This is a genomic window from Agromyces sp. CCNWLW213 (assembly GCF_037199545.1).
In the GTDB taxonomy this organism is placed as follows: domain Bacteria; phylum Actinomycetota; class Actinomycetes; order Actinomycetales; family Microbacteriaceae; genus Agromyces.
Window position 1 is genome coordinate 695,904 of the sequence record NZ_JBBBDX010000001.1, and the last position, 25,362, is coordinate 721,265.

The following is a 25,362-nucleotide window of genomic DNA, read 5'->3' on the forward strand; positions in this document are numbered from 1 at the left end:
CCGCCCGAGTGAAAGGCACTACCTGATGAGTCTCGGTCTCGGAATCGTCCTCTTCGCCATCGGCGCGGTGCTCGCGTTCGCGCTGAACGTCGCGGTGGACTGGATCAACCTGCAGATGGTCGGCTACATCCTCATGATCGCCGGCGCCATCGTCATCATCCTCGGCATCGTGCTCCTCGCGCGTCGTCGCAGCTCCGTCTCCACGTCGCGCACGATGGTCGACCCCGCCACGGGCGAGCGCGTCACGCGCGCCGAGTCGTCGCGTCCCGACGACAGCACCACGCTCTGACGGTCGATCGACCGCCCGCGGGGCGCCGCCTCACCTCGAGGCGGCGCCCCGCGGCTCGTTCAGGGTCGTGGCGGCGACGACGCCCGCAGCGACCATGAGCAGCACCCCGATGAACGCGGTGACCGTCACCCCGCCGCCGAACGCCGCGGACGCGGACGCGGCGAGTTCCGCGCCGACCGGCGCGGGCAGCGTCTCGGCGAGCGCCATCGCGCCCGCGAGGGTCTCGCGCGCGTCATCCGCCTGGCCCGCCGACAGCTCGGACGGCACCTCGATCGCGGTGCGGTACCAGGCCGCGAGGATGCTGCCGAGCACGGCCGTGCCGAGCACCGCGCCGAGCTCGTACGCCGTCTCGGACACCGCCGACGCGGCGCCGGCCTTCGCGGGCGGCGCACTCGAGAGGATGAGCTCGTTCGAGACGGTCTCGGCGACGCCGATGCCGATGCCGAGGAGCGCGAACGCGAGGACGACCCCGATGAGGCCGTCGCCGGCGGTGAGGGCGATCACGAGGTAGCCCGTCGCGGAGAGCGCGACGGCGGACGGCACGAGCACGCGCGGATGGACGCGCCGGGCGATCGGCACGACCGAGAGGCCCGCCGCGATCATCGCGAGGAGGCCCGGCGTGAGGGCGAGGCCCGCCTGCACGGGCGAGAGGCCCACGATGAGCTGCAGGTGCTGCGACACGAAGAAGAGGAACCCGACGAGCGCGATCACGCTGAGCAGGTTCACGAGCACGCCCCCGCCGAAGGAGCCCTGCCGGAAGAGCCGCACGTCGAGCATGGGCGTCTCGGCTCGGAGCTGGCGACGGACGAACCCGGCGCCGAGCGCGAGCCCGGCGAGCACGCCGACGACGCCGACCGGGTCGACGCCCTCGGTGGCGAGATGCTTGATGCCGTACACGGCGGCGCCCATCGCGGCGAACGAGAGCAGGATGCTCGCCACGTCGATCGGGCCGGGAGCGGGGTCGCGGCTCTCGGGGATGAGCAGCGGCACGAGCACGACGAGCGGCACGAGCACCGGCACCGCGAGCAGGAACACCGAGCCCCACGCGAAGTGCTCGAGGAGCACGCCGCCCACGATGGGGCCGAGGGCGCTGCCCGCGGCGAACCCGGAGGCCCAGATCGCGATCGCGAGCCGGCGCTGCTCCCGGTCGACGAAGACCGAGCGGAGCAACGACAGGGTGGAGGGCATGAGCATGGCCCCGAAGAATCCGAGCGCGGCGCGGGCCAGGATGAGCGCCTCGGCCGTGGGCGCGAATGCGGCCCCGACCGACACCAGGGCGAAGCCCACCGACCCGATGAGGAGCATCCTCCGTCGGCCGAAGCGGTCGCCCGCGCTGCCCATCGCCACGAGGAGCGCCGCGAGCACGAGCGGGTAGGCGTCGATGATCCACAGCTGCTGCGCGCCCGTCGGCGCGAGGTCGCGCGCGATGGACGGCAGCGCGAAGCTCAGCACGGTGTTGTCGACCGAGACGAGGAGCACCGGGAGCATGAGCACGGCGAGCGCGATCCACTGCCGTCGCGTCGCCCGTGCGCGCCGACCGGGGTCCGCGGGCGCCACGGCGGGTGCCGCGGCATCCGCTCGCACGGGTCGCGTGGGGGTGGTCGTGCTCTCGCAGGTCATCGTGGCGTCCTTATTACTGTACCGTCTGGACGGTAGAGTATCAGATGCGGCTCGTTCTCCGCGATCGGTACGATCGGAGCCATGAGCCGCCCACCCGCCGCGCGCGACGCCGTCCTCGACGCCTTCGAGCGCATCCTCATCGACGCCGGGGAGCGCGCCGCCACCCTCGACGCCACCGCCAGGGCCGCCGGGGTCTCCAAGGGCGGCCTCCTCTACCACTTCGCCAACCGCGAGGCCCTGGTCGACGGGGTCCTCGAACGGTTCGCGCGCCTCGTCGACGACGACATCGCCGTGCTCGAACGTGCGCCCGAGGGAGCCGTCGCGTACTACGTGCGCTCGTCCGTCGCCGTCGGATCCCCGCTGGACCGCGCGGCCGTCGCCGCGACGCGGCTCGCCCAGGCTGGCCACGAGGCGGCGGCCCGCACGATCCGCTCGGTGCGGGAGCGGTGGCTCGACGCCGTGCGCCGGCACGTGGCCGACCCGACCGTGGCCCTGGCGATCACGCTCATCGGCGACGGCCTCTACTACGATTCCGCCCTGCACGGCCAGGACCCGGAGCTCGGCGTCGACGCGCCGCCGGCCGCCGACATGGACGCGCTCGTCGACCTGCTCGAGCGGCTCGCGGGCGCCGCTCGCGTGAACGACGAGGACCGGGACGGCCCGCACCGGGACCCCGAGGTCGACGACGGCGCGGAGCGCCCGTGACGCGACCTACGACTCCGTGATGTCGATCTCGACCATCACGTCGGCGTCGATCGCGGTGCGCACGCGCTCGATGACCTCGGTCGGGACGGGCGAGTCGACCGTGAGGACCGAGAGCGCCTGGCCGCCCGCCTCGCGGCGGGCGATCTGCATGCCCGCGATGTTGATGCCCGCCTCGCCGAACTCGCTGCCGTACACCGCGACGATGCCGGGACGGTCGGTGTAGATCATCACGATGTGGTGATCGGCGATCGGGACCTCGATGTCGTACCCGTTGATGCCCACGAGCTTCTCGGTCTGCTTGGTGCCGGTGAGCGTGCCCGAGACCGAGACCTGGGTGCCGTCGGCGAGCGCGCCCCGCAGGGTGACCACGTTGCGGTACTCGGGGCTGTCGGCGTCGGCGATCAGGCGCACCGCCACGCCGCGCTGCTCGGCGAGCAGCGGCGCGTTGACGTACGAGACCGTCTCGCTCACGACGTTCGTGAAGACGCCCTTCAGCGCGGCGAGCTTCAGCACGCTGACGTCGTAGTCGACGAGCTCGCCGTGCACCTCGACGTCGAGGCTCGTGAGCGGACCGTGCGCGAGTCCGGCGAAGAGCTGGCCGAGCTTCTCGACGAGCGGGATGCCGGGGCGCACGTACGGGTCGATGACGCCGCCCGCCACGTTGACCGCGTCGGGCACGAGCTCACCGGCGAGCGCGAGCCGGACCGACCTGGCGACGGATACGCCCGCCTTCTCCTGCGCCTCGTCGGTCGAGGCGCCGAGGTGCGGCGTCACGACCACGTTCGGCAGGGCGAGCAGCGGCGACTCCCGAGGCGGCTCCTCCACGAAGACGTCGAGCCCGGCGCCGGCGATCGTCTTCGAGACGAGGGCGTCGTGCAGCGCCTCCTCGTCGATGAGCCCGCCGCGCGCGACGTTCACGATGAACGCGGTGGGCTTCATCTTCGCGAGCTGCTCGGTGGAGATCATCCCCGTCGTCTCCGGGGTCTTCGGCATGTGGATGGTGATGAAGTCGCTGCGTTCGAGGAGCTCGTCGAGCGTGACGGTCTGCACGCCGAGCTGCTGCGCGCGCGCCGCGGTGATGTACGGGTCGTAGGCGATGACCTCGACGCCGAACGCCTGGAGGCGTGCGGCGATGAGCGCGCCGATGCGGCCGAGGCCGATGATGCCGACGGTCTTCTCGTACAGCTCGACGCCCGTGTACGCCGACCGCTTCCACTCCCCCTGCGCCAGCGCGGCGTGGGCGGCCGGAATGTGGCGGGCGAGGCTCAGGATGTGCCCGACCGTGAGCTCCGCGGCCGAGATGATGTTCGAGGTCGGCGCGTTCACGACCATCACGCCCGCGGTCGTCGCGGCCCTGATGTCGACGTTGTCGAGTCCGACGCCGGCCCGGGCGATGACCTTGAGCGAGCGACCCGCCGCGATCGCCTCCGCGTCCACCTTCGTCGCCGATCGGACCAGGATCGCGTGCGCGTCGGCGATCGCGTCGAGCAGCGCGGGACGGTCGGTGCCGTCGACGTTGCGGATCTCGAAGTCGGGTCCGAGGGCATCGACGGTGGCGGGCGAGAGTTCTTCGGCGATCAGCACGACCGGCTTCGACACGATGGGTCCTTCACGGGATTCGGTGGGTGCGCGTGCACGCGTGCGCCGGCATCGTCGGAGGCGCGGGGACGCGCTCATGCTACTTGAGCGTCCCCGGCCTCCCCGAATCGTATGACGCGCTCGGTCGAGCGCCGAGGGCTCGACTTCGCGCTCAAGCGAGCAGCGCCCCGACCCCGAACATGAGCAGGATGTCGAGGTAGAGGGCGGCCGACACCGCGAGCCCGGTCAGGTACAGGGCCGCCTGGACCACGGCCGAGCGGCGCCGTCCGAGCAGGAACGCGGACGCGAACAGAAGGATCGGCAGGAGGACGGCGGCGATGAGCACGATCCATCCGAGCCCGGAGATCGAGGTGTCGAGCGACCCCGCGAGATCGGCGACCCCGACGAGGTTGCCGACCGCCTCCCACGCGTCGTAGGCGAAGAAGAGGCCGAACGCGATCGCGAGTGCGACCTCGAGCCAGAACGGCGAGCGGCGCGGCGGCGTCGCGACCTCGGCCCTGCTCATGCGGTCACCCCCGCCACGAACGCGACGGGCAGGAGCAGGACGGCGCCCGCCAGCATCCACGCCAGGCGCGCCCTCGGTCGTCCCCGCGTCAGCGCGAACGCGACGCCGAACCACAGTGCGGGCGCGAGCGCCGCGAGCCACAGGCCGAGCGCGAACATGGACTGGCCGACGGGGTCGGCGGCGGGGTTCTGCACGCGGAGCACGCTGAGGATCCATCCGAGCGTGTAGAGCAGGTACACCCCGCCGAACACGCCGAGCAGCACGAGCTCGGCCGAACCGGGCTGGGCGGCAACCTCGGCAGCGGCGTCCGACTCGTCGACGGATGCCGCGGCATCCGTCGAGCGATCGCCGGAGACGGCGTCGGCCAGGGGCACCGGCGTGCCGACCGCGCGCCATCCGGGTGCGAGGCTCGCGTCGTCGTCGCCCTCCCAGCGGAGGGCCTCGTCTTCGTCGTCGGCGTCGTTTCGGGCCATGGGATCACGATATCGATCGTCGGGCCGCGCGCTGCGGTGCGCGCCGCCGCCGGGACGAAGCGCTCCCGGCGGCGACGGGCGACGGGGCCCATCGCCCCGTCGCCCGTCGCCCGTCGCCGCGGCGCGTCGGTCAGCGCGGCGGGGTCGGACTCGGGTCGTCGCCGTCCTCGGCCGCCTCTCGGGCGGCCTGCGCGCGCTCGAGGAGATCGGCGAGATAGCGCTCGACCTGGGCCTGCAGCTGCTGCCGGTGCGGATCCGATGCGGCGTCCGCGCGGGCGTTGGCGACCAGCCCGGAGACGTACAGCTCGGCCGAGTCGCGAGCCATGTCGAGGTGCGCCTCGGTCGAGACGCGGGCGGGCCCGCCGGCGCGGGCCTGCTCGCCGAGCGTGGACGCGACGGGGGTCGCGCAGCCGGCGAGCGTCGCCGCGAGGCCGACCAGGAGGGTCGACGCGGCGAGGCGGAGGGCGATGGTGTGTGCGTGTTCCATGCCACCACCGTGCGACCGGCGGGTACCGGCCCGTCATGCGGCGGTATGCCGGCGGTATGCCGCATCCGGTGCGCCGATTGACCGGCCGGCGGCGCGGGTGGACACTGCGGGTATGGGCATCCGGGTCCTCGGTCCGCTCAGCGTCGACGACGCGGCGCTCAACCTGCGGGAACGCATGGTGCTGGCCGTGCTCGTCCTCCGGAACGGACGGCCCGTCCCGGCGGAGGAGATCGCGTCGGCGGTCTGGGGCGACATCCGGCCGCACACGTGGCAGAAGCAGGTGCAGGCCGCGATCGGGCTGGTGCGGAAGGCCGTCGGGCGGACCTCCATCGAGACGGTCGACGGCGGCTACCGGCTGCGCGTCGATGCGGACGCGCTCGACGTCGCCCGGTTCGAGCGGCTGGCGGACGCCGCGCGCACGCACCTCGACGCCGGCGACCCGGTCCGCGGCATCGACGCGGCCGACCGCGCGCTCGCGTTGTGGCGGGGCACCCCGTACGCCGAGCTCGCCGCGTGGCTGCCGGCCTCCGGCGAGGCGGCACGTCTCGACGAGGCCCGCATGGACGTCGAGGAGGTGCGCCTCGACGCGTGGCTGCGAACCGGACGGAACGCCGAGGCCGCGTCCATCGCGGAGCCCATGGTGCTCGAGGCTCCCCTGCGCGAACGCCGATGGACCATGCTCGCGACGGCGCTCTACCGCAGCGACCGGCAGGCGGATGCCCTCGCCGCGGTGCGCGCCGCGCGGGAGCGCCTCGACGAGGAGCTCGGGGTCGAGCCCGGCGCGGAACTCAGGGAGCTCGAGCTCGCGATCCTCCGCCATGACCCGTCGCTGAGGCCCGCGGCGACGGTGGCGGCACCGAGCACGGACTGCCCCTACCCCGGGCTCCGGTCCTTCGCCGCGGAGGACGAGGAGCACTTCTTCGGGCGCGATGCCGACGTGCGGGCCGCGCTCGGCCGACTGGCGCGGAGCCCGTTCCTCGCGGTGTCCGGCGCCTCGGGGTCCGGCAAGTCCTCGCTCGTCCTGGCCGGGGTCGTCCCCGTCCTGCATCGGCGCGGCGACCGCGTCGTGATCCTGCTGCCCACCGCGGACCTCGAACGCCGCATCCGCGACGCCCTCGACGGCGCGACGGGAGGCACCGTGCTGGTGGTCGACCAGTTCGAGGAGATCTTCCATGCACGCGGGGCGGATCCGGACGGCACCGCCTCGGCGATCGCGACCGCGGCGGCCGCCGGCGTCACCGTCGTCCTCGTGGTGCGCTCCGACTTCCTCGACCGGTGCGCCGCACTCGCCGACCTGGCCCCGCTCATGCTCGACGGCGTGCACCTCGTCGGCCCCATGGGCCCGGAGGCGCTTCGCGAGGCGATCGAGCAGCCGGCGCGGCGCGCCGGCCTCCGGCTCGAACCCGGGCTCGCGGAACTCATGCTCCGCGACGCCGCCGGCGCCCCCGGAGCCCTGCCCCTCCTCGCGCACGCGCTCGTCGAGACCTGGTCGCGCCGCGAGGGGGCGACGCTCACCGTCGCCGGATACGAGGCGTCGGGAGGGATCTCCGGCGCGATCGCCCAGTCGGCCGAGCACCTCTACGAGTCGCTCGACGCCCGCGAACGCGAGCACTGCAGATCGCTCATGCTCCGGCTCGTCGAACTCGGCCCCGACGGCGCACCGCTGCGGCGACGCGCCGCCGCCGGGCCGCTGCGAGCGGATGCCACGCGCGCGAACGTGCTCGCCAGGCTCACGGACGCGCGGCTCGTCACCGCGGAAGCCGAATCGGTCGCGATCGCGCACGAGTCGCTCGCCGTGGCCTGGCCGAGACTGCACGACTGGCTGCAGCAGAACGCGGATGCCGCGCGCGTGCTCGCCGGCATCACGACCGCCGCCGAGGCGTGGGACGAGGCCGGTCGTCCTGACGACGAGCTGTTCCGCGGCGCGCGGCTCCAGTCGGCGCTCGAACGACGGGATGCCGCGCCCGGCGACCTCACGCGGGTCGAGTCCGACTTCCTCGGCGCCTCGGCGGCGCGCGCCGACGCCGAGCGCATCGAGCTGCGTGCGCGCGCCGACAACGACCGGCGCCAGAACCGGAAGCTCCGCAGCCTCCTCGGCGTCGCCGGGCTGCTCATCCTGGCGCTCGTCGGAGCCGGCTCGACCGCGGTGCTCACCTCGGCGGAGGCGGGCGCGCAGCGTGACGCGGCGACCGTCGAGGCCCTGGTGGCGACGGCGCTCGCGCTGCGGACGTCGGAGCGCGACATCTCCGCGCTGCTCGCGGCCGAGGCGTACCGTCGCTGGCCCGACGACGCGCGAACCCGTTCGGGCCTGATGAGCGTGCTGCAGGCCGCCGGCGGCCTCGTCGGCACGTCCACGCTCGAGACGGAGGGCAGCGCGTTCGGGTCGCTCGTCCCGGGCACCGGCCACGCCCTCGTGGTGACGTCGGGCGGCGCGGCATCCGTGCGCGACATCGTGACCGGCGAGGTGGTCCGTTCCCTCGAGCTCGGCTTCGAGCCCGGACCGCCTCGGCCGTGGCCGCTCGTCGAGGTCAGCGCCGACGGGCGCATCGGCGCGGTGCTGTGGCCGTCGCGGACGCAATCGTCCGGCGTGACCTGGTACGGCACGTCGCCGGCCTCGATGCTCGTCGCGTTCGACCTGGAGCGCGGCGAGCGCGTCCTCGAGCCGCTTCGCATCGGCGCCGGGACCGGTGCACTGGCGGTCAACGCCGACGGGTCGGTCATCGCGGTCGCCGACGCCCGCGACGGCGCCGTCGCGCTGGTCTCGACCGCGGACGCCTCGATCCGCCCGATCGAGGACGAGCGCACGACCGCGCTCGACCGCGACTCGTACGCCGCCGCGATGGTCTTCGATCCCGCGGGCAGGCTGTTCGTCGGCCGCCTCGACGACCGGGTCGACGTGATCGACTCGCGCAGCGCGACCATCGCCGCGCGCATCCCGGTGCCCGCGTCCTCGGCTCACGTCGACGCCGCGATCGCGCCGTCGGGGCTCGTCGTCGCATCGGGCGAACGGGCCGTCACGGCGTTCGACCCGGCGACCGGGCAGGTGCGGTGGTCGACCGACCTGTCGACCGCGAACCTCGGGCCGTGCAACTGGATCGCCGTGTCCGAGCCGCGCGGACGCGCGTTCTGCAGCAGCCGCTTCGGCGTGACCACCGTGTTCGACCTGGACTCGGGCCTGCCGCTGCCGTCCGAGGAGTTCCGGGGGCTGGACGACTTCGGTCCGCTCGCCGTGAGCGAGGACGGCGCCGTCCTCACCGCGATCAGCGTCGGTCGGCCGGTGATCACCCGGTGGCGGATCGACGGCGACGGCCCCGGTCACCGGCTGCTCGTCCCGGGCTGGGAGGTGCTCGGTCCGTACTCGTTCGAGGACTCGATGCTGCTCATCACCCCGGCCCGACTGGATCGCGACCTCTGGAACCCGGAGTACGACGCGGTCGCGTTCGACACGCGGTCCGGCTCGGTCGTGCACCGCCTCGAGGAGGGCGTGGTCGAGACCGGCTGGGTGCGAGGAGGTCGCATCTTCGCGCGCTCGGCCGCCGACGACCTGTTCCGCATCTTCGACTCGCGCACGGGTGCGCAGGTCGGCGAGGAGATGTGGGGCGTGGTGTCCCTCTGGCCGATCGACGGCGGGGAGACGCTCCTCGCGGTGCGCACCAACGGCCGGATGCGAGCGATCGACCCGGAGTCCGGGACGGCGGACGGCCCGGCGTGGGAGGTCGACGGCTTCCCGATGTGGGTGTCCTCGGCGCCGGACGGGGATCCGCTCGCCGTGAGCTACCTGCCCGACGTGCGGAGCCGCGAGATCGGTCCCGACGAGCCGCTCCCTCGCGGACCGATCCGCACCGCGGTGGTGTCGGGCGCGGATCACGCGGTCCGCTCCGACGAGGCGCTGGCCCTGCGCGCCCACGTCGTCACGCCGGCCGACGGGCTCGTCGGCATCGGCGACGCGGGCATCGGCCGCTACCGGCCGGACTCGCTCCGCGGGGTGGTCGTCTCGGGAGCGGGGACGGGGCCGTACCCGCCGTCCTTCGACGCGGGCGGCGACACCGTCGTGGTCACCCTCGCCGACGGGGCGTCCATCGTGTACGACACGGCGAGCGGGGAGGCGATCGGCGAGCCGTTCCGCAGCAGCGGACGTGCCGTCGTGCCGGCGGCGATCCGGCCGGACGGCGCCGAGCTCGCCGTCTCGACGCGCGAGGGCGTGGCGGTCTGGGACCTCGACCCGGGTCGCCAGTTCGACGCCGTCTGCCGCCTCGCCGGACGCGACCTCAGCGACGCCGAGTGGCGCCGGCATCTGCCGCAGCTCGGCGAGCCGCGGAGCACCTGCGGATTCGGCGACTGAACGCCGACGGCGGGGCCGGCCCAAGCCGACCCCGCCGTGCAGGTGCGCGGGGCTCGCGTCAGCGAGCGACCTCGCCGTCCACGTAGTCGTCCTCGTCCACCTGGGTCCACGCGAACAGCTTGCGGAGCTCGCGGCCCGTGGTCTCGATCGGGTGGCCCTGGCCCTTCTCGCGGAGCTCGAGGAACTCCTTGGCGCCGTTGTCCTGGTCGTCGATGAACCGCTTGGCGAACGTGCCGTCCTGGATGTCGGCGAGGACCGCCTTCATGTTCTCCTTGACGTGCGCGTCGATCACGCGCGGGCCCGACACGTAGTCGCCGTACTCCGCGGTGTCGGAGACCGACCAGCGCTGCTTGGAGATGCCGCCCTCCCACATCAGGTCGACGATGAGCTTGAGTTCGTGGAGCACCTCGAAGTACGCGATCTCGGGCTGGTAGCCGGCCTCGGTGAGGGTCTCGAAGCCGTACTGCACGAGCTGCGAGACGCCGCCGCAGAGCACGGCCTGCTCGCCGAACAGGTCGGTCTCGGTCTCCTCGGTGAAGGTCGTCCTGATGACGCCGGCGCGGGTGCCGCCGATCGCCTTCGCGTACGACTTCGCGAGGTCCCACGCAGTGCCCGAGGCGTCCTGCTCGACCGCGATGATGTCCGGGATGCCGCGGCCGGCGACGAATTCGCGTCGCACCGTGTGGCCGGGCGCCTTCGGGGCCACGAGGATCACGTCGACGCCGTCGGGGGCCGTGATGTAGCCGAAGCGGACGTTGAATCCGTGGCCGAAGACGAGGGTCTTGCCCTCGGCGAGGTTGTCCTTGACGGACTCGGCGTAGATGTGGCGCTGGAACTGGTCGGGCGCGAGGATCACGATGACGTCGGCCCAGGCCGAGGCGTCGGCGACGCTCTTGACCTCGAAGCCGGCCTCCTCGGCCTTCGCGGTCGACTTCGAGCCCTCCTTGAGGCCGATGACGACCTCGACGCCGGAGTCGCGGAGGTTCTGCGCGTGCGCGTGGCCCTGCGAGCCGTAGCCGATGACGGCGACCTTCTTGCCCTGGATGAGCGAGAGGTCGGCGTCCTTGTCGTAGTAGATCTCAGCCATGTGCGGTCTTTCTCCTCGTGGTGGTTCGGTGTGCCGGGTCTCGAGACGCGCCGCGCGCTCCTCGACCCGCACGTTCGGTCAGTTCTTGTAGACGCGCTCGGTGATGGACTTGCCGCCGCGGCCGATCGCGAGGAGGCCCGACTGGGCGATCTCCTTGATGCCGTACGGCTCGAGCACCCTGAGCAATGCGGTGGTCTTGCCGGAGTCGCCGGTCACCTCGATCACGAGCGCGTCGGTCGAGACGTCGACGACGCGTGCGCGGAACAGGTTGACCGCCTCGAGCACGGCCGAGCGCGTCGCGTTGTCGACGCGCACCTTGATGAGCAGGTGCTCGCGCTGCACCGACTGCGCCGGGTCGAGCTCGACGATCTTCAGCACGTTGACGAGCTTGTTGAGCTGCTTGGTGACCTGCTCGAGCGGCAGGTCCTCGACGTCGACGACGACCGTGATGCGCGAGAGTCCCTCGATCTCGGAGTGGCCGACCGCGAGCGACTCGATGTTGAAGCCGCGGCGAGCGAACAGTCCCGCGACGCGGGTCAGCAGGCCGGGCTTGTCCTCGACGAGGAGGGAGAGCACGTGGGTCGACATGTTCAGTCCTCCTGGCTGAAGGCCGGCGAGTGATCGCGGGCGTACTGGATGTAGGAGTTGGAGACGCCCTGCGGCACCATCGGCCACACCATGGCGTCGGCGGAGACGACGAAGTCGATCACCACGGGTCGGTCGTTCGTCTCGAGCGCGAGCGCGATCGCCGCGTCGACCTCCTCCTCCTTCGTCACGCGGATGCCGAGCGCGCCGTACGCCTCGGCCATCTTCACGAAGTCGGGAACCCGGACGGTGTCGTGGCCCGTGTTCAGGTCGGTGTTCGAGTACCGGCCGTCGTAGAACAGGGTCTGCCACTGGCGCACCATGCCGAGCGAGGAGTTGTTGATGACCGCGACCTTGATGGGGATGTCGTTGAGCGTGCAGGTCGCGAGCTCCTGGTTGGTCATCTGGAAGCAGCCGTCGCCGTCGATGGCCCACACCGTGCGCTCGGGCTCGGCCACCTTCGCGCCCATGGCGGCGGGCACCGCGTAGCCCATCGTCCCGGCGCCGCCCGAGTTGAGCCACGCGTTCGGCCGCTCGTACTTGATGAACTGGGCGGCCCACATCTGGTGCTGGCCGACGCCCGCGGCGTAGACGCCCTCGGGTCCGGTCAGCTCGCCGATGCGCTCGATGACGTACTGCGGTGCGAGGAGGCCGTCGGAGGGCTGCGTGTAGCCGAGCGGGAACTCGGAGCGGAGGCCGTCGAGCGTCGACCACCAGTCGGCGATGTCGGGCTCGGTCTGCTTGGTCACCTCGCGGTACGCGGCGAGGAGGTCGACGAGCACGTCCTTCGCGTCGCCCACGATCGGCACGTCGGCCGCGCGGATCTTGCCGATCTCGGCCGGGTCGATGTCGACGTGCACGACCTTCGCCTCGGGTGCGAACAGGGCCGCCTTGCCCGTGACCCGGTCGTCGAAGCGGGCGCCGAGCGTGATGAGCAGGTCGGACTCCTGGAGCGCGAGCACCGCTGGGACGGTGCCGTGCATGCCGGGCATGCCGAGATGCTGCGGGTGCGAGTCGGGGAACGCGCCCCGCGCCATGAGCGTGGTCACCACGGGAGCGCCCGTCGCCTCGGCGAACGCCTTCAGCTCGTCGGATGCGCGGGCACGGACGATCCCGCCCCCGACGTAGAGCACCGGACGCTTCGCCTCGGCGATGAGCTGGGCGGCGGCGAGCACCTGCTTGCCGTGCGCCTTGGTGATCGGGCGGTAGCCGGGCAGGTCGAGCTTCGGCGGCCACTGGAACGGGAACGTGGCCTGCTGGGCGTCCTTCGTGATGTCGACGAGGACCGGGCCGGGGCGGCCGGTCGTCGCGATGTGCACCGCGGCCGCGATGGTCGCCGGGATCTCCTGGGCGGTCTTCACGAGGAAGGAGTGCTTGGTGATGGGCATGGTGATGCCGACGATGTCGGCCTCCTGGAACGCGTCGGTGCCCATCAGGTTGGAGAAGACCTGGCCGGTGATGGCGAGCAGCGGGACCGAGTCCATGTGCGCGTCGGCGATCGCGGTGACGAGGTTCGTCGCGCCGGGGCCGGAGGTCGCGATCGCGACGCCCAGCTTGCCCGACGACGACGCGTAGCCCTCGGCCGCGTGGCCGGCGCCCTGCTCGTGCCGGACGAGGATGTGGCGCAGCTTGCGGCTGTCGAGCAGCGGGTCGTAGACCGGCAGGATGGCGCCACCGGGCAGCCCGAAGACGTCGGTGATGCCGAGCAGCTCCAGCGAGCGCACGACGGCTTCGGCTCCGGTGAGCATCTCGGGACCGCTGTGCGACTGCGACAGGCTGGCGGGCGATGGCACGGGACTGGCTTCCGTGGTCATTCGTTTCCTGTTCATGGTGCGTGGTGTTCGGGACAGGCGAGAGCCTCAGCCCGTCGTCGCGCCTTCGGCAGCGGAGCGCACGAGCTTGGAGTACTTCGCGAGGACGCCTCGGGTGTAGCGCGGGGGAAGCGGCGCCCAGCCTTCACGGCGGGCTGCCAGCTCGGCCCCGTCGACCAGTAGGTCGATGGAACGAGCCGCGATATCGACCCGAATCAGATCACCATCGCGCACGAAGGCGATCGGACCTGCGTCGACCGCCTCGGGTGCTATGTGGCCGATGCACAGGCCGGTTGTGCCGCCTGAGAATCGACCGTCCGTCAAGAGTAGTACATCTTTTCCGAGCCCAGCGCCCTTGATGGCCGCGGTGATCGCGAGCATCTCGCGCATGCCCGGGCCGCCCTTGGGGCCCTCGTAGCGGATGACGACGACGTCGCCGTGCGTGATCTCGCCGGCCGTCAGCGCGTCCATCGCGGCGCGCTCGCGCTCGAAGACGCGCGCGGGGCCCTCGAACGTCGCGGCGTCGAAGCCGGCCGTCTTGACGACCGCGCCCTCGGGCGCGAGCGAGCCGTGGAGGATCGTGAGCCCGCCGGTCTCGTGGATGGGGTCGTCGAGCGTGCGGAGCACCTCGCCGTCGAGCGGCGGGATGTCCATCTCGGCGAGGTTCTCGGCGAGGGTCCTGCCCGTGACCGTGAGTGCGTCGCCGTGCATGAGGCCCGCGTCGACGAGCGCCTTCATGAGCACGGGCAGCCCGCCGCGCCGGTCGACGTCGTTCATGACGTACTTGCCGAACGGCTTGAGGTCGCCGATGTGCGGCACCTTCGAGCCGATGCGGTTGAAGTCGTCGAGCGAGAGCTCGACCTCGGCCTCGCGCGCGATGGCGAGGAGGTGCAGCACGATGTTCGTCGAGCCGCCGAGCGCCATGCCGACGGCGATGGCGTTCTCGAACGCCTTCTTCGTGAGGATCTGCCGGGCGGTGATGCCCTGCTTCAGCAGGTTCACGACGGCCTCGCCCGAGCGGTGCGCGTAGTAGTCGCGGCGACGGTCGGCCGAGGCGGGCGACGCCGACCCCGGGAGCGACAGGCCGAGCGCCTCGGCCACCGACGCCATGGTGTTCGCCGTGTACATGCCGCCGCAGGCGCCCTCGCCCGGGGCGAACGCGCACTCGATGCGCTTGGCATCGGCCTCGCTCATCCTGCCCGCCTTGACCGCGCCGACGGCCTCGAACGAGTCGATGATCGTGATGTCCTTCTCGGTGCCGTCCTCGAGGCGCACCCATCCCGGTGCGATCGAGCCCGCGTACAGGAACACCGACGACAGGTCGAGTCGGGCCGCGGCCATCAGCATGCCCGGGATCGACTTGTCGCAGCCGGCGAGCAGCACGGACCCGTCGAGGCGCTCGGCCTGCATGACGACCTCGACCGAGTCGGCGATGACCTCGCGCGAGACGAGGGAGAAGTGCATGCCCTCGTGGCCCATCGAGATGCCGTCGGACACCGAGACCGTGCCGAACTGCAGCGGGTACCCGCCGCCGGCGTGCACCCCCTCCTTCGCGGCCTGCGCGAGCCGCGCGAGCGAGAGGTTGCACGGCGTGATCTCGTTCCAGGAGCTCGCGATCCCGACCTGCGGCTTGTCCCAGTCGGCGTCGCCCATCCCGACGGCGCGGAGCATGCCCCGGCTCGTGGTGGCCTCGATGCCATCCGTGACGACGCGACTGCGGGGCTTGGGATCGATCTCCGACATGTCGTCGAGTCTAGATGCCGCCCGGAACCGGTTTCACCGCGTCGACGGCCCGCGACGCGGCATCCGTTCGCCGCGGTGTCGAGGGCGCCGTCGGATGCCGCCGGCCCCGGATCAGCGAGCGGCGTCGCGCGCCTCGGCGAGCAGCTCGAGCAGCTCCGCGACGTCGTCGGGGCCGCGGAGCCGGTAGGCGGCGAGCGACTTGCCCTGGCCGACCTTGACCCCGACGTCGTCGATCTCGAGCGTCGCGAACGCGTCCTCGTCGGTGATGTCGTCGCCGACGTAGAGCACCGCGTCGGCGCCGGCGTGCTGGCGGAGTCGCGTGACGGCCTCGCCCTTGTCGCTCGCGCGGACCGCGAACTCGAGCACGTTCTTGCCCGCGCGCGTGGACAGTCCGGGGAGCGCCCGCTCGACCTCCTCGCGCGCCTCGCGCTGCAGCGCCGCACCCGCCGTCGCCCCGAGCCTGCGCGTGTGCAGCGCGATGCCGGCCGGCTTGCGCTCGACCCAGGCGCCGTCGGCCGAGGATGCCGCCTGCTCGACGATCTCGATGAGCTGCTCGAGCCGCGTGAGCTCGTTCTCGCGCAGGTCGATGGTGACGCCGCCGCCGTCGAGCTGCAGCTCGACGCCGTGCGAGCCGCTGAGGAGGGCGGCGACCGGCGGGGACGCGACGTCCTTGAGGCTCTCGAGGGCGCGACCGGAGACGAGCGCGACGCGCGTGTCCTCATGCTCCGACATCCGCTCGATCGCGGCCCGCGCGCGGTCGGTGGCGCGGGCGTCCTCCGGCCGGTCGACGAGCGGCGCGAGGGTCCCGTCGAAGTCGAGCGCGACGAGCAGTCGCTCGACCCCGGCGATCCGGGCGACCGCGCTGCGGAGCGCATCGGGCACGCCCGGCTCGATCTTGCCCGCACCGGTGAGGGTCTCGAGGAAGGTCGCCGACCAGTTCGCGACGTCGTTGTCCTTCACGCGCTTGCGCAGGGCGCGCATGCGCCGCGCGCGCTCGCGCTTGGGCATCTGCGTCGCCTCGACCATCGCATCCTTGAGGCCCTCGATGTCGTGGGGGTTCACCAGGATCGCCTGGCGCAGCTCGTCGGATGCGCCGGTGAACTCGCTGAGGAGCAGCACCCCGTCGTCGTCGAACCGGCACGCGACGTACTCCTTGGCGACGAGGTTCATCCCGTCCCGCAGTGCGGTCACGAGCATCACGTCGGCGGCGAGGTAGAGCGCCGCCATCTCCTCGCGCGGGTAGCCGTGGTGGAGGTACGAGATCGCCGCGTGGCCGAGCGTCGAGTGGTCGCCGTTCAGCCGGCCGACGAGCAGCTCGATCTCGTCGCGCAGCTGCCGGTAGGTGTCGACCCGCTCGCGCGACGGGCTGGCGACCTGCACGAGCGTCGCCTGCTCGACCGTGAGCCGGCCGTCCCGCAGCAGCTCGCCGAACGCCTTGATCCGGTGGCGGATGCCCTTGGTGTAGTCGAGCCGGTCGACGCCGAGCATGACGACGTCGGGGTCCCCGAGGCTCCGCCGGATCTCGCGCGCCCGCTCCTGGACCTCGGGCTTGCGGGCCAGGCGCTCGAACGCGGCCGCGTCGATGGAGATCGGGAAGTGCCGCGCGACCACGTGACGGTTCTCGCCGTCGTGGGCGGGCACCTCGATGACCGTGCCCCGGGTGCGGTAGCCGTACAGGCGGCGGACCGCTCGGGAGAAGTTGCCCGCGTCCGCCGCGCGCTGGAAGCCGATGACGTCGGCGCCGAGGAGGCCGTCGACCACCTGGCGACGCCACGGCAGCTGCGAGTAGATGCCGTAGGCCGGGAACGGGATGTGGTTGAAGAAGCCGATCACGAGGTCGGGCCGGGCCTCGCGGAGCATGCGCGGCACGAGCTGCAGCTGGTAGTCCTGCACCCAGACGACCGCGCCCTCGGCGGCGGCGCGCGCGGCCGCCTCGGCGAACCGGCGGTTGACCCGGACGTACGCGTCCCACCACTCGCGGTGGAACCGCGGCGGCGCGATCACGTCGTGGTAGAGCGGCCAGAGCGTGTCGTTCGAGAAGCCCTCGTAGTACTCCTCGACCTCGTCGGCCGAGAGCGGGACGGGGATGATCGAGATCCCGTCGTGCTCGAACGGGTCGAACTCCCGGTCTGCGACGCCGGTCCAGCCGACCCAGGCCCCCTCGTTCGAGCGCATGACCGGCTCGAGGGCGGTCACCAGCCCTCCGGGCGACCCCTTCCACTGCGTGTCGGCGCCTTCGCCGCCGACGTAGTCGACGGGGAGGCGGTTCGACACCACGACCATGTCGTAGGCGCCGTCGGGGAACAGGTCGTCGGTCTGCGGCTGGGGCTTCACGGCGTCGGGTCCTCCTCGGACTGCTCGGTCCTCAGGCTAACAGGGGGCGAAGTCCTCACCCTCCGTCCAGCCGCCCGGGCTAGACTGCGATCCTCATGATCCGCATCGGTATGAGCACCACCTGTGTGTACCCACTCGAACCCGACCACGCCTTCCGATACGCGAAGGAGGCCGGGTTCGACGGCATCGAGATCATGGTGACCCAGGAGCTCACCACCCAGGTCGCCGAGGGCCTCAACGAGATGTCCGAGCGGTGGGAGCTGCCCATCCTCTCGATCCACGCGCCCGTGCTGCTGCTCACGCACTTCGTGTGGGGTCGCGATCCGCGGGTCAAGCTCGACCGCACCGCCGAGCTCGCGGCGGCCGTCGGCGCCGAGGCGGTCGTCGTGCACCCGCCGTTCCGCTGGCAGGCGACGTACGCGCGCGAGTTCCTGCCCGCCGTGCGCGAGTTCTCCGGTGCGCACGGCGTCGAGATCGCGGTCGAGAACATGTTCCCGTGGCGCGCCGCCGGACGGAACATGAAGGCCTACGCGCCGGGATGGGACCCTCGCGAGATGGACTGCGACGCGGTCACGCTCGACTTCTCGCACGCGTCCCTCTCCGGGGTCGACAGCCTCGAGTACGCGAAGGACCTCGGCGACCGGCTCCGCCACGTCCACCTGTGCGACGGGACCGGGGCGATCGGCGAGGGCCAGATCTTCGACGAGCACCTGCTGCCGGGCCGTGGGACGCAGCCCGTCGCCGAGACGCTGCGCTGGCTCGCCGACCGAGGGTGGACCGGCTCGGTCGTCGCCGAGATCAACACGCGCAAGGCCAAGTCCGAGGAGGAGCGGCTCGACCTGCTTCGCGAGACGCTCGCGTTCGCGCGCGAGCACACGGCGGTCTCGGCGTCCGAGCCCCGGCAGCCGGCGGTGTCGCCGCTGCGGCGCGCGATCGACGCGATCCTGCCCAACCGGCCCTGACACGCCGACCCGGCGGGCACGTGCCGCCGGGTCGTGCCGCACGCGTCAGGCTGCGGCGGGCAGGGCCGATCGCACCGCGCGGATGCCGCGGCGACGCGCCACCGTGACCGCCGTGCCGATCACGCCGAGCAGGCCGAACAGGGCGACCACGGCGGCGGCGCCGAGGACGGCCCCGCCGCCCGCGCCGCTCACGATGAGCTGCATGCCCTGCACCGCCCAGGTGAGCGGCAGGAACGGGCTGACCGCCTGGAAGGGCCCGCTCACGATCTCGAGCGGGTAGAGGCCGCCGGATGCCGCGAGCTGGAGCACGACGAGCACCAGCGAGAGGATCGTGCCGGCCCGCCCGAGCCACGCGCTGAGGAACGCGTGGATCGCGGTGAACGCGACGGCGAGCAGCGCCGAGAAGGCGAGGGTCTGCGGCAGGAGCGCCCAGTCCACGCCGAGTGCGGTGTGCATGAGCAGCACGACGGCCACGGCCTGCGCGAGTCCCACGAGCGATCCGCGGAAGAGCGTCCGCGCGACGAGTCGTCCCGTCGGAGCCGTGGTCGCCAGGGCGTCGCGACCGAACGGGCGGAACACGAGGAACAGCGCCATGGCGCCGAGCCACAGGCCGATGGGGGCGAGGAGCATCGCGATGACCTCGCCGAGCGAGTCGATCGCGTTGTCGCGCTCGGCCGCGACGGTGACCGGCTCCGCGACCACCGACGCGGTCTCCTCGGGATCGAGGTCGGTGAGGGCCGACGAGCCCTCGGCGCCCTCGGCGAGCCCGTCGGCGAGCTCGCCCGTCCCGTCGGCGAGCTCGGAGGCGCCGTCGGCCGATGCGGTCGCCCCCGACGAGAGCTGCGTGAGGCCGCTCGCGATGCCGTCGACGCCGGACGCCAGGCCGGACGCGCCGTCGCGCAGCGCAGGGGAACCGGCGGCCGCCTGACCCGCGCCGTCGGCGAGCTGCGAGATGCCGGACTGGAGGCCGTCGACCCCGGAGCCGGTGCCCGCCACGAGCTGGGACCCCCCGGCGGCGAGCTGGTCGAACGCGCCCGCGGCTCCGCGGCGGAGCGCCGCTCCGCCGTCGGCGAGCTGCGTGAAGCCGTTCGCGGTCTCCGAGCGGAGCACGCCGCCGCCGGCGACGAGCTGGTCGAACGCGCCGCCGGTCTCCGCGACGAGGGCGTCGCCGCCGTCCGCGGCGGCCCGGACCTGCGCGACGTACGCCGCGACCGCCGCCTTCGTGGCGGGGTCGGCGATGGAGCCCGCGAGGAGGTCGCCGGCGTCGGCGAGTCGGGCGATGCCGTCGACGTACCCGGCCGTGCCGGCCGTGACGCCGTCGCCGGCGGCGTCGATGCCGCCGACGTACTCGCCGATCCCGCCGTCGATGCCGTCGCCGGCGGCGTCGACGCCTCCGGCGTACTCCGCGATGCCCGCGTCGATCCCCCCGCCGGCCCGGCCGACGCCCGCCACGTACTGCGACACCCCGGTGGTGAGTCCGTCGAGCGCTCCGGCGCGGCCCTCGAGGGCCGACACCCCGCCGGCGAGCTGTTCCACGCCGGAGGTGTACCGGTCGACTCCGGAGGCGAACGCGGAGGCGCCCGCCGCGGCCTCCGACGACCCCGACGCCGCCGAGCCGACCCCGTCGGCCAGCTGGTCCAGGCCGCCCGCGAGCGAGTCGGCGCCGTCGGCGAGCCGCCCCGCGCCGTCCGCCGCGTCGCCGAACGCGCCGCCGACCTGGACGAGGTTGCCGTAGAGCCCCTCGAGGTACTGCGTCGTGAGCTCCTGCCCGAAGGCGTTCGCGATCGCGTCGCCGACGGTCGTCGCGACCGTGCCCGCGAGGTAGCCGTGCGCGTCGTCGGTCCGGATGTCGAGCGCCGCCGTCGTCGGAGCCTCGCCCGAGAGCGAGGTGACCGACTCGGAGAAGTCGGCCGGGATCGTGAGGACGGCGTAGGCGTCGCCCGAGGCGAGCGCGTCGGCCGCCTCCTCGTCGTTCGAGATGGTCCAGTCGAAGCCGGTCGCGCCGTCGCCCGTGAGCTCGGTGACGAGCTGGCGGCCGGCGAGGACCGGCTGCTCCGCTCCGTCGGGCAGGGTCATCGTGACCATCTCGTCGTTGTTGACGACGATCGCCGGGATGGCGGCGAGGCGGTCGTCGGCGCCGCCCACGGCGGCGGCGACGAGCCCGGCCACGGCGAGCGGCACGGCGATCACCGCGGCGAGCAGGGCGGCGCTGCGGCCGCGCCGCGTCGCGGGGCTCGGGCCGCGGAGCGCGGCGACGTCGGTTCGGGTCATCGGAGTGCCTCCTCGGCGCAGGTCGCGAGGTCGAGTTCGCGGATGCCGCGGGCGTCGAACGCCTCGCGGGCGGGGGTCGGGTCGATGTCGGCGGGCACGGTCGCGAGGAGCGCGATCCCCTCCGGCACGAGATGGGCGAGCGCGAGCCAGGTGTCGGGGTCCGACGCGGATGCCGCGTCGAGGTCGACCACGAGCGCGCGCGGGCCCTCGGCGAGCGCCGCGGCCGCGGCGATGAGCACCCGGTCGAGTCGGTCGAGCTCGTCGAGCGGGGTGTCGGGGTCGATCGCGGTGGTGCGCCACGGGATGGATCCGGTGAACGGCGCCTCGTTCCGCCGTCCGGTCGTCTCGGCGACCGCGCGCGCGACGGCGGCGTCGCCGAGCGCGTCCTCGACGGCGTCGCGCGTCGAGCCGAGGCGGTACCAGGGGCGGGTCGCGTCGACTCGGGCGGAGACCAGGTCGCCCGCGGTCGCGGTCGGTGCCGCATCCGACGACGTGTCGACCACCGCGACGCGGCGCATGACCGCGTTGGCGTCGGTCGGGAGGGGCAGCCCGAGCACGGCGAGGCGTCCGCCGGCGGGGATCACGCGCCCGGCGAGCGTCGCCGAGACGAGGCGTCGTTCGGCGGGGCCGCCGCGCACGAGCAGCGCGCCGCCGCGCGGAACCTCGAGCGACAGCGGGCCGATGGGCGCTGCCGGGTCGCCGACGAGCAGGTCGTCCGCGAGGACGTCGGCGCCGCGCGCGGCCGCCCACTCGGACTCGACGAGGTGGGCGCGCAGGCCCTCGCCCTCGATGTCGACGTCGGGCAGGATCCGCGCGAGCCATCGCGGAAGCCACCACGCGTGGCGACCGGCGAGGGCCATCGCGGCCGGCACCAGCGTCATCCGGACCAGGAAGGCGTCGAACGCGACGCCGATGGCGAGCGCGAAGGCGATGCCCTTGATGACGCCCGTGCCCTCGGGGACGAACGCGAAGAAGACGAAGAACATGATGAGCGCCGCCGCCGTGACCACGCGCGCGGCGTGCTGGAAGCCGTGCACGATCGACGAGCGCGGCTCGCGCGTCTTCACGAACTCCTCGCGCATGCCGGAGACGAGGAACACCTCGTAGTCCATGGCGAGTCCGAACAGCACCGCCATGAGCAGGATCGGGAGGAAGCTCAGGATCGGCCCCGGTTCGACGTGCATGAACTCGGCGAACCAGCCCCACTGGAACACGGCGACGGTCGCCCCGATCGCACCGAAGGCCGAGAGCAGGAAGCCGAGCGCGGCCTTGACCGGCACGAACAGCGACCGGAACACGATGAGCAGCAGGATGATCGACAGCCCGACGACGATGAGGGCGAAGGGCATGAGCGCGTCGGTGAGCCGCTGCGAGATGTCGATCGACACGGCCGTGTACCCGGTGACGGCGATGGGCGTGCCGAAGTCGGCCTCGATGTCGTCGGCGAGGGCGCGGATGTCCTGGACGACCTGCTTGGTCTCCGGGTCGGTGGGGCCGCTCTCGGGGATGACCTGGATGATCGCGGTGTCGACCGTCTCGTTCGGCAGGCCGTCGCCCACGTAGTCGACGCCCTCGACGCCCTCGAGGCGCTCCCCGATCGCGTCGAGGTCCTCGAGGATCTCGGTGGTCTGCGTGATGTCGACCGTCACGATGAGGGGTCCGTTCGCGCCCGGACCGAACCCGGCCTCGATCATCTCGAACGCCTCGCGCTGGCTGGATCCGGCCTCGCCCTCGCCGCCGGGGAGGTTGAGGTCGAGGCTCGCGGCGGGGATCGCCGCGGTGCCGAGGAGGCCGACCACGAGGAGCAGGAACACGATGGGCGCCTTGAGCACGGTGTCGACCCACCGACGGCCGAGGGTCGGCCTTCCGCCCTCGTCGGCGGCGACGGCACGGCGGTGCGCCCGGCTGCCGGGCTTCGGCGCGAGACGGCCCTTCGCGAGGCCGAGGAGCGCGGGGAGCAGCGTGGTGGCGCCGATCACGGCGATGAGCACCGCGAAGGCGGCCCCGATGCCCATGACGCTGAGGAACGGGATGCCCACGACGAGCAGGCCCAGCAGCGCGATGATCACGGTGAGGCCGGCGAACACGACCGCGCCGCCCGCCGTCGCGACGGCCTCGGCGGCGCTCTCCTCGGGGTCCATGCCCCGCGCGAGCTGGGTGCGATGGCGCGACAGGATGAACAGCGCGTAGTCGATCCCGACCGCGAGGCCGATCATCACCGCGAGCATGGGCGCCGTGCTCGAGACCGTCGCGAACGCCGACACCACGGCGATGCCGCCGAACGTCGCCCCGACCCCGACGATGGCCGTGAGCAGTGGCATCCCCGCAGCGAGCAGCGAGCCGAAGGTGATGAGCAGCACGACGCCGGCGAAGAGGACGCCGAAGACCTCGGTGATGGTCAGGCCGAACGTGGTCTCCTGGAAGACCTCGCCCCCGAAGGCGACCCGGAGGCCGGCGTCCCGTCCCGCATCGCCCGTCGCGACGACGGCGTCGATCGACTCCTGCGTGACCTCCGTGACCTGGCCGTCGAACTGCACCTGGATGTAGGCGGTGCGCGCGTCGTCGGAGACCTGCTCGCCGGCGTACTGGTCGAACGGGCCGAGCACGCTGACGACGCCGTCGACGCTCTCGAGGTCGCGCTCCATGTCGGCGATCGCGTCCCGGTACGCGGCATCCTCGACCGATTCGCCCTCGGGCGCCTCGACCACGGCCTTGGCCGACGCGCCCGCCGTCTGCGGGAAGACGGCGGCGAGCTGGTCGATCGCGTCCTGCGACTCGGTGCCCGGGATGGCGTAGGACTCCTGGAGCTGGCCGCCCAGGGCGACGCCGCCGCCCACGAGGGCGACGAGGGCGACCGCCCACGCGATGACGACGAGCCAGGCGCGCCGGAAGGCGGCGCGCCCGATGCGGTGGAGGAGGAGAGCCACGTGCGGTCCTTCAGTCGGTGGTGGTCGGGCGGATGGCGGCGGCGGGGTGGTCGGATGCCTCGGGTGCGAGCAGCTCCGGCAGCACCGCGTGGAGGGCCGTGCGGAGCTCGTCGTCGGACGGCTGGACGCGGTCGTCGGCGAATGTGCGGCCGGCGGTGAGCAGGAAGGCCGCGCCGCCGAGGGCGATGCCGAACCGCACCTGGTCCTCGACGCTCTCGCGCTCGTCGCAGATCGCGGCCGCGAGCCGGCGCACCGCGGCGTCGGCGCGAGCGATGATCGGCAGCTCGGCGAGGCTGGGGCCCTGGATGAGGAACACGTGCACGGCCTCGCGGTGCACGAGCAGGAGGTCGATGACGCGGTCCACCAGACGCCGTCGGCGCTCGGAGTCGCGCGCTGCGAGGTAGTCCTCGAGGACCTCCTCGAACTGGGTGACGGCCGGTTCGATCGCGGCCTCCAGCAGCGCCTCCTTCGAGGCGTAGTGGTACAGCACGCTCGACTTGGAGTACCCGGCGTGATCGGCGATGTGCTGCAGCGACGTGCCGGCGAATCCGACGCTCGCGAACTGCTCGAGGGCGGCGATCTTCAGCTCGTCGGCGGCACGGGCGCGCGAGGGCGCCTTGGCATCGGTGGGCATGCAGACGAGGCTACTTGACCGATCGGTCAGATCCTGCACGATCGGTCAGACTCCGTGCGATCTCCCAGAGACCGTGTCAAGCGGTCGCCCGGCGCATCCCGGAACGGTAGTTTTGCGGCATGCGCAAGTACCTCTTCAGCGGAGCCGTCCTCACCTCGCTCTTCGGCGCCGTCGGCGTCATCAAGGCGACGACGGCAGGACCGCGCGACTGGAGGCTGCTGCTCATGTGGATCTCGTGGGCCGCGTCGCTCGCCATCGCGATCGGCACCGTCGCCGACGAGCAGAAGCGCCGCGAGCTGGCGGAGTAACCCGCCGCACCGCACCCTCGCCGAGCCGTCCGCCGGGAACGGCTCCGGCGTGCGGCGGCGTGTCCCGGCGACGATGCCGCCGGGCCGACGGACACTGGAAGCGACCGAGTCCGCCGCCGAGATCCGCCGACCCGAACCTGACGAGAGGACGCCGATGTTCCGCCGCTGGCGCCGCGCGCGGCTCGCCGCACAAGCCGCCGCCCACACCGCACCCGCCGCCCCGTCGCCCGCCGCGACCGCCGCGGACCTGCGCGGGGAGCACATCTTCGAGCTCGTCAACGCGCGCCTCGCCCGCTTCATCGGCCCCGAGGGCGACTGGGCCCTCGTCCGCCGCTCCGCCGGCGACTCCGACCACATCTTCCAGGCGATGCTCACCCACCAGGTCGCCGCCGAGGTGACCCGCGCGATCCTCGAGGAGCGCGAGCAGGTCGCCGTGGTCGTGCCCGCCGACGAGGCATCCCTCGCCCTCAGCTGGTCGCCGGCCCCGCTCGTCATGTGGGCCGACCCGATCGCCGGCGCTCCGGCGCTCGACGACGCCCCGTCGACGGAGACCGCGGGCGCGATCGGGTCCGACGAGGCCCTCGTCGAGGCATCCGCCCCGGTCGGCGCGGAGAACGCCGCCAAGGCGGCCTGACGGCCCCACGGGGTGCACCGGGCCCGGCCGGCCGTCGCGATCGACG

19 protein-coding genes are annotated in these 25,362 nt (G+C 72.9%); 6 read left to right on the top strand and 13 right to left on the bottom strand.

From position 1 onward, the window contains the following. Positions 1-25 precede the first annotated feature (25 nt). Complete coding sequence (locus tag WBQ80_RS03265) at positions 26-289, top strand: DUF6458 family protein (RefSeq protein WP_336572610.1); 264 nt, start codon at positions 26-28, stop codon at positions 287-289. A gap of 30 nt (positions 290-319) precedes the next feature. Here WBQ80_RS03265 and WBQ80_RS03270 read toward each other — a convergent pair whose 3' ends face one another. Continuing rightward, complete coding sequence (locus WBQ80_RS03270) at positions 320-1,909, bottom strand: MFS transporter (RefSeq protein WP_336572609.1); 1,590 nt, start codon at positions 1,907-1,909, stop codon at positions 320-322. Positions 1,910-1,990: 81 nt separating this feature from the next. On the opposite strand from WBQ80_RS03270, the gene WBQ80_RS03275 reads away from it, so the two are divergent. After that, positions 1,991-2,614 (top strand): TetR/AcrR family transcriptional regulator, encoded by a 624-nt coding sequence (locus WBQ80_RS03275; RefSeq protein WP_336572608.1) that lies wholly within the window; start codon positions 1,991-1,993, stop codon positions 2,612-2,614. A gap of 6 nt (positions 2,615-2,620) precedes the next feature. Here the strand turns inward: WBQ80_RS03275 and serA are convergent, their stop codons facing one another. The 4 genes from serA to WBQ80_RS03295 all read right to left on the bottom strand — a co-directional run bounded on the left by serA (position 2,621) and on the right by WBQ80_RS03295 (position 5,678). After that, the gene (serA, locus tag WBQ80_RS03280) at positions 2,621-4,213 is read right to left on the bottom strand and encodes a phosphoglycerate dehydrogenase (protein WP_336572607.1); all 1,593 of its coding nucleotides are present in this window, start codon (positions 4,211-4,213) and stop codon (positions 2,621-2,623) included. Between the two features lie 151 nt (positions 4,214-4,364). Beyond that, on the bottom strand, positions 4,365-4,718 hold the full coding sequence (locus tag WBQ80_RS03285; RefSeq protein ID WP_336572606.1) for a hypothetical protein: 354 nt from the start codon (positions 4,716-4,718) through the stop codon (positions 4,365-4,367). Next, the gene (locus tag WBQ80_RS03290; protein WP_336572605.1) at positions 4,715-5,191 is read right to left on the bottom strand and encodes a DNA polymerase III subunit gamma/tau; all 477 of its coding nucleotides are present in this window, start codon (positions 5,189-5,191) and stop codon (positions 4,715-4,717) included. Before WBQ80_RS03290 ends, WBQ80_RS03285 begins: the two co-directional genes overlap by 4 nt. A gap of 130 nt (positions 5,192-5,321) precedes the next feature. After that, the gene (locus tag WBQ80_RS03295) at positions 5,322-5,678 is read right to left on the bottom strand and encodes a hypothetical protein (RefSeq protein WP_336572604.1); all 357 of its coding nucleotides are present in this window, start codon (positions 5,676-5,678) and stop codon (positions 5,322-5,324) included. 112 nt (positions 5,679-5,790) lie between these two features. On the opposite strand from WBQ80_RS03295, the gene WBQ80_RS03300 reads away from it, so the two are divergent. Beyond that, positions 5,791-10,020, top strand: a complete 4,230-nt coding sequence (locus tag WBQ80_RS03300) for an nSTAND1 domain-containing NTPase (RefSeq protein WP_336572603.1) — start codon at positions 5,791-5,793, stop codon at positions 10,018-10,020. Between the two features lie 58 nt (positions 10,021-10,078). Here WBQ80_RS03300 and ilvC read toward each other — a convergent pair whose 3' ends face one another. From ilvC to WBQ80_RS03325, 5 genes are all read right to left on the bottom strand, one after another. Further along, positions 10,079-11,107 (bottom strand): ketol-acid reductoisomerase, encoded by a 1,029-nt coding sequence (gene ilvC / locus WBQ80_RS03305; protein WP_336572602.1) that lies wholly within the window; start codon positions 11,105-11,107, stop codon positions 10,079-10,081. A gap of 78 nt (positions 11,108-11,185) precedes the next feature. Beyond that, positions 11,186-11,695 carry an acetolactate synthase small subunit gene (ilvN, locus tag WBQ80_RS03310; RefSeq protein WP_336572601.1) on the bottom strand — a complete coding sequence of 170 codons (510 nt, stop codon included), beginning with the start codon at positions 11,693-11,695 and terminating at the stop codon, positions 11,186-11,188. 2 nt (positions 11,696-11,697) lie between these two features. Continuing rightward, entirely contained in the window at positions 11,698-13,506 is a 1,809-nt protein-coding gene (locus WBQ80_RS03315) for an acetolactate synthase large subunit (RefSeq protein ID WP_336572600.1), read from the bottom strand. Positions 13,507-13,551: 45 nt separating this feature from the next. Continuing rightward, positions 13,552-15,246 carry a dihydroxy-acid dehydratase gene (ilvD, locus tag WBQ80_RS03320; protein ID WP_336572599.1) on the bottom strand — a complete coding sequence of 565 codons (1,695 nt, stop codon included), beginning with the start codon at positions 15,244-15,246 and terminating at the stop codon, positions 13,552-13,554. Positions 15,247-15,357: 111 nt separating this feature from the next. After that, positions 15,358-17,529, bottom strand: a complete 2,172-nt coding sequence (locus WBQ80_RS03325) for a bifunctional alpha,alpha-trehalose-phosphate synthase (UDP-forming)/trehalose-phosphatase (RefSeq protein ID WP_442892715.1) — start codon at positions 17,527-17,529, stop codon at positions 15,358-15,360. A gap of 146 nt (positions 17,530-17,675) precedes the next feature. On the opposite strand from WBQ80_RS03325, the gene WBQ80_RS03330 reads away from it, so the two are divergent. Further along, a complete protein-coding gene (locus WBQ80_RS03330; protein WP_336572597.1) occupies positions 17,676-18,542 on the top strand; it encodes a sugar phosphate isomerase/epimerase family protein in 867 nt (288 codons plus the stop codon). Positions 18,543-18,587: 45 nt separating this feature from the next. On the opposite strand, the gene WBQ80_RS03335 is transcribed toward WBQ80_RS03330, so the two are convergent. From WBQ80_RS03335 to WBQ80_RS03345, 3 genes are read right to left on the bottom strand one after another with little or no spacing between them, the layout of a single operon-like run. After that, complete coding sequence (locus WBQ80_RS03335) at positions 18,588-20,813, bottom strand: YhgE/Pip family protein (RefSeq protein WP_336572596.1); 2,226 nt, start codon at positions 20,811-20,813, stop codon at positions 18,588-18,590. Beyond that, positions 20,810-23,740 (bottom strand): MMPL family transporter, encoded by a 2,931-nt coding sequence (locus tag WBQ80_RS03340; protein WP_336572595.1) that lies wholly within the window; start codon positions 23,738-23,740, stop codon positions 20,810-20,812. Before WBQ80_RS03340 ends, WBQ80_RS03335 begins: the two co-directional genes overlap by 4 nt. 10 nt (positions 23,741-23,750) lie before the next feature. Then, entirely contained in the window at positions 23,751-24,374 is a 624-nt protein-coding gene (locus tag WBQ80_RS03345; RefSeq protein WP_336572594.1) for a TetR/AcrR family transcriptional regulator, read from the bottom strand. 119 nt (positions 24,375-24,493) lie between these two features. Between WBQ80_RS03345 and WBQ80_RS03350 the strand changes: the two genes are divergently transcribed. Together WBQ80_RS03350 and WBQ80_RS03355 are read left to right on the top strand one after the other, a co-directional pair. After that, entirely contained in the window at positions 24,494-24,682 is a 189-nt protein-coding gene (locus WBQ80_RS03350; RefSeq protein ID WP_336572593.1) for a hypothetical protein, read from the top strand. 154 nt (positions 24,683-24,836) lie between these two features. After that, positions 24,837-25,316 (top strand): hypothetical protein, encoded by a 480-nt coding sequence (locus WBQ80_RS03355; RefSeq protein ID WP_336572592.1) that lies wholly within the window; start codon positions 24,837-24,839, stop codon positions 25,314-25,316. Positions 25,317-25,362 lie beyond the last annotated feature (46 nt).

Coding starts and splice junctions, on each gene's coding strand:
- WBQ80_RS03275 (WP_336572608.1), top strand. CDS start 1,991: ATGAGCCGCCCACCCGCCGCGCGCGACGCCGTCCTCGACGCCTTCGAG.
- WBQ80_RS03345 (WP_336572594.1), bottom strand. CDS start 24,374: ATGCCCACCGATGCCAAGGCGCCCTCGCGCGCCCGTGCCGCCGACGAG.
- WBQ80_RS03315 (WP_336572600.1), bottom strand. CDS start 13,506: ATGACCACGGAAGCCAGTCCCGTGCCATCGCCCGCCAGCCTGTCGCAG.
- WBQ80_RS03290 (WP_336572605.1), bottom strand. CDS start 5,191: ATGGCCCGAAACGACGCCGACGACGAAGACGAGGCCCTCCGCTGGGAG.
- WBQ80_RS03330 (WP_336572597.1), top strand. CDS start 17,676: ATGATCCGCATCGGTATGAGCACCACCTGTGTGTACCCACTCGAACCC.
- WBQ80_RS03270 (WP_336572609.1), bottom strand. CDS start 1,909: ATGACCTGCGAGAGCACGACCACCCCCACGCGACCCGTGCGAGCGGAT.
- WBQ80_RS03300 (WP_336572603.1), top strand. CDS start 5,791: ATGGGCATCCGGGTCCTCGGTCCGCTCAGCGTCGACGACGCGGCGCTC.
- WBQ80_RS03350 (WP_336572593.1), top strand. CDS start 24,494: ATGCGCAAGTACCTCTTCAGCGGAGCCGTCCTCACCTCGCTCTTCGGC.
- ilvC (WP_336572602.1), bottom strand. CDS start 11,107: ATGGCTGAGATCTACTACGACAAGGACGCCGACCTCTCGCTCATCCAG.
- WBQ80_RS03295 (WP_336572604.1), bottom strand. CDS start 5,678: ATGGAACACGCACACACCATCGCCCTCCGCCTCGCCGCGTCGACCCTC.
- WBQ80_RS03335 (WP_336572596.1), bottom strand. CDS start 20,813: ATGACCCGAACCGACGTCGCCGCGCTCCGCGGCCCGAGCCCCGCGACG.
- ilvN (WP_336572601.1), bottom strand. CDS start 11,695: ATGTCGACCCACGTGCTCTCCCTCCTCGTCGAGGACAAGCCCGGCCTG.
- ilvD (WP_336572599.1), bottom strand. CDS start 15,246: ATGTCGGAGATCGATCCCAAGCCCCGCAGTCGCGTCGTCACGGATGGC.
- WBQ80_RS03265 (WP_336572610.1), top strand. CDS start 26: ATGAGTCTCGGTCTCGGAATCGTCCTCTTCGCCATCGGCGCGGTGCTC.
- WBQ80_RS03285 (WP_336572606.1), bottom strand. CDS start 4,718: ATGAGCAGGGCCGAGGTCGCGACGCCGCCGCGCCGCTCGCCGTTCTGG.
- WBQ80_RS03325 (WP_442892715.1), bottom strand. CDS start 17,529: ATGGTCGTGGTGTCGAACCGCCTCCCCGTCGACTACGTCGGCGGCGAA.
- WBQ80_RS03355 (WP_336572592.1), top strand. CDS start 24,837: ATGTTCCGCCGCTGGCGCCGCGCGCGGCTCGCCGCACAAGCCGCCGCC.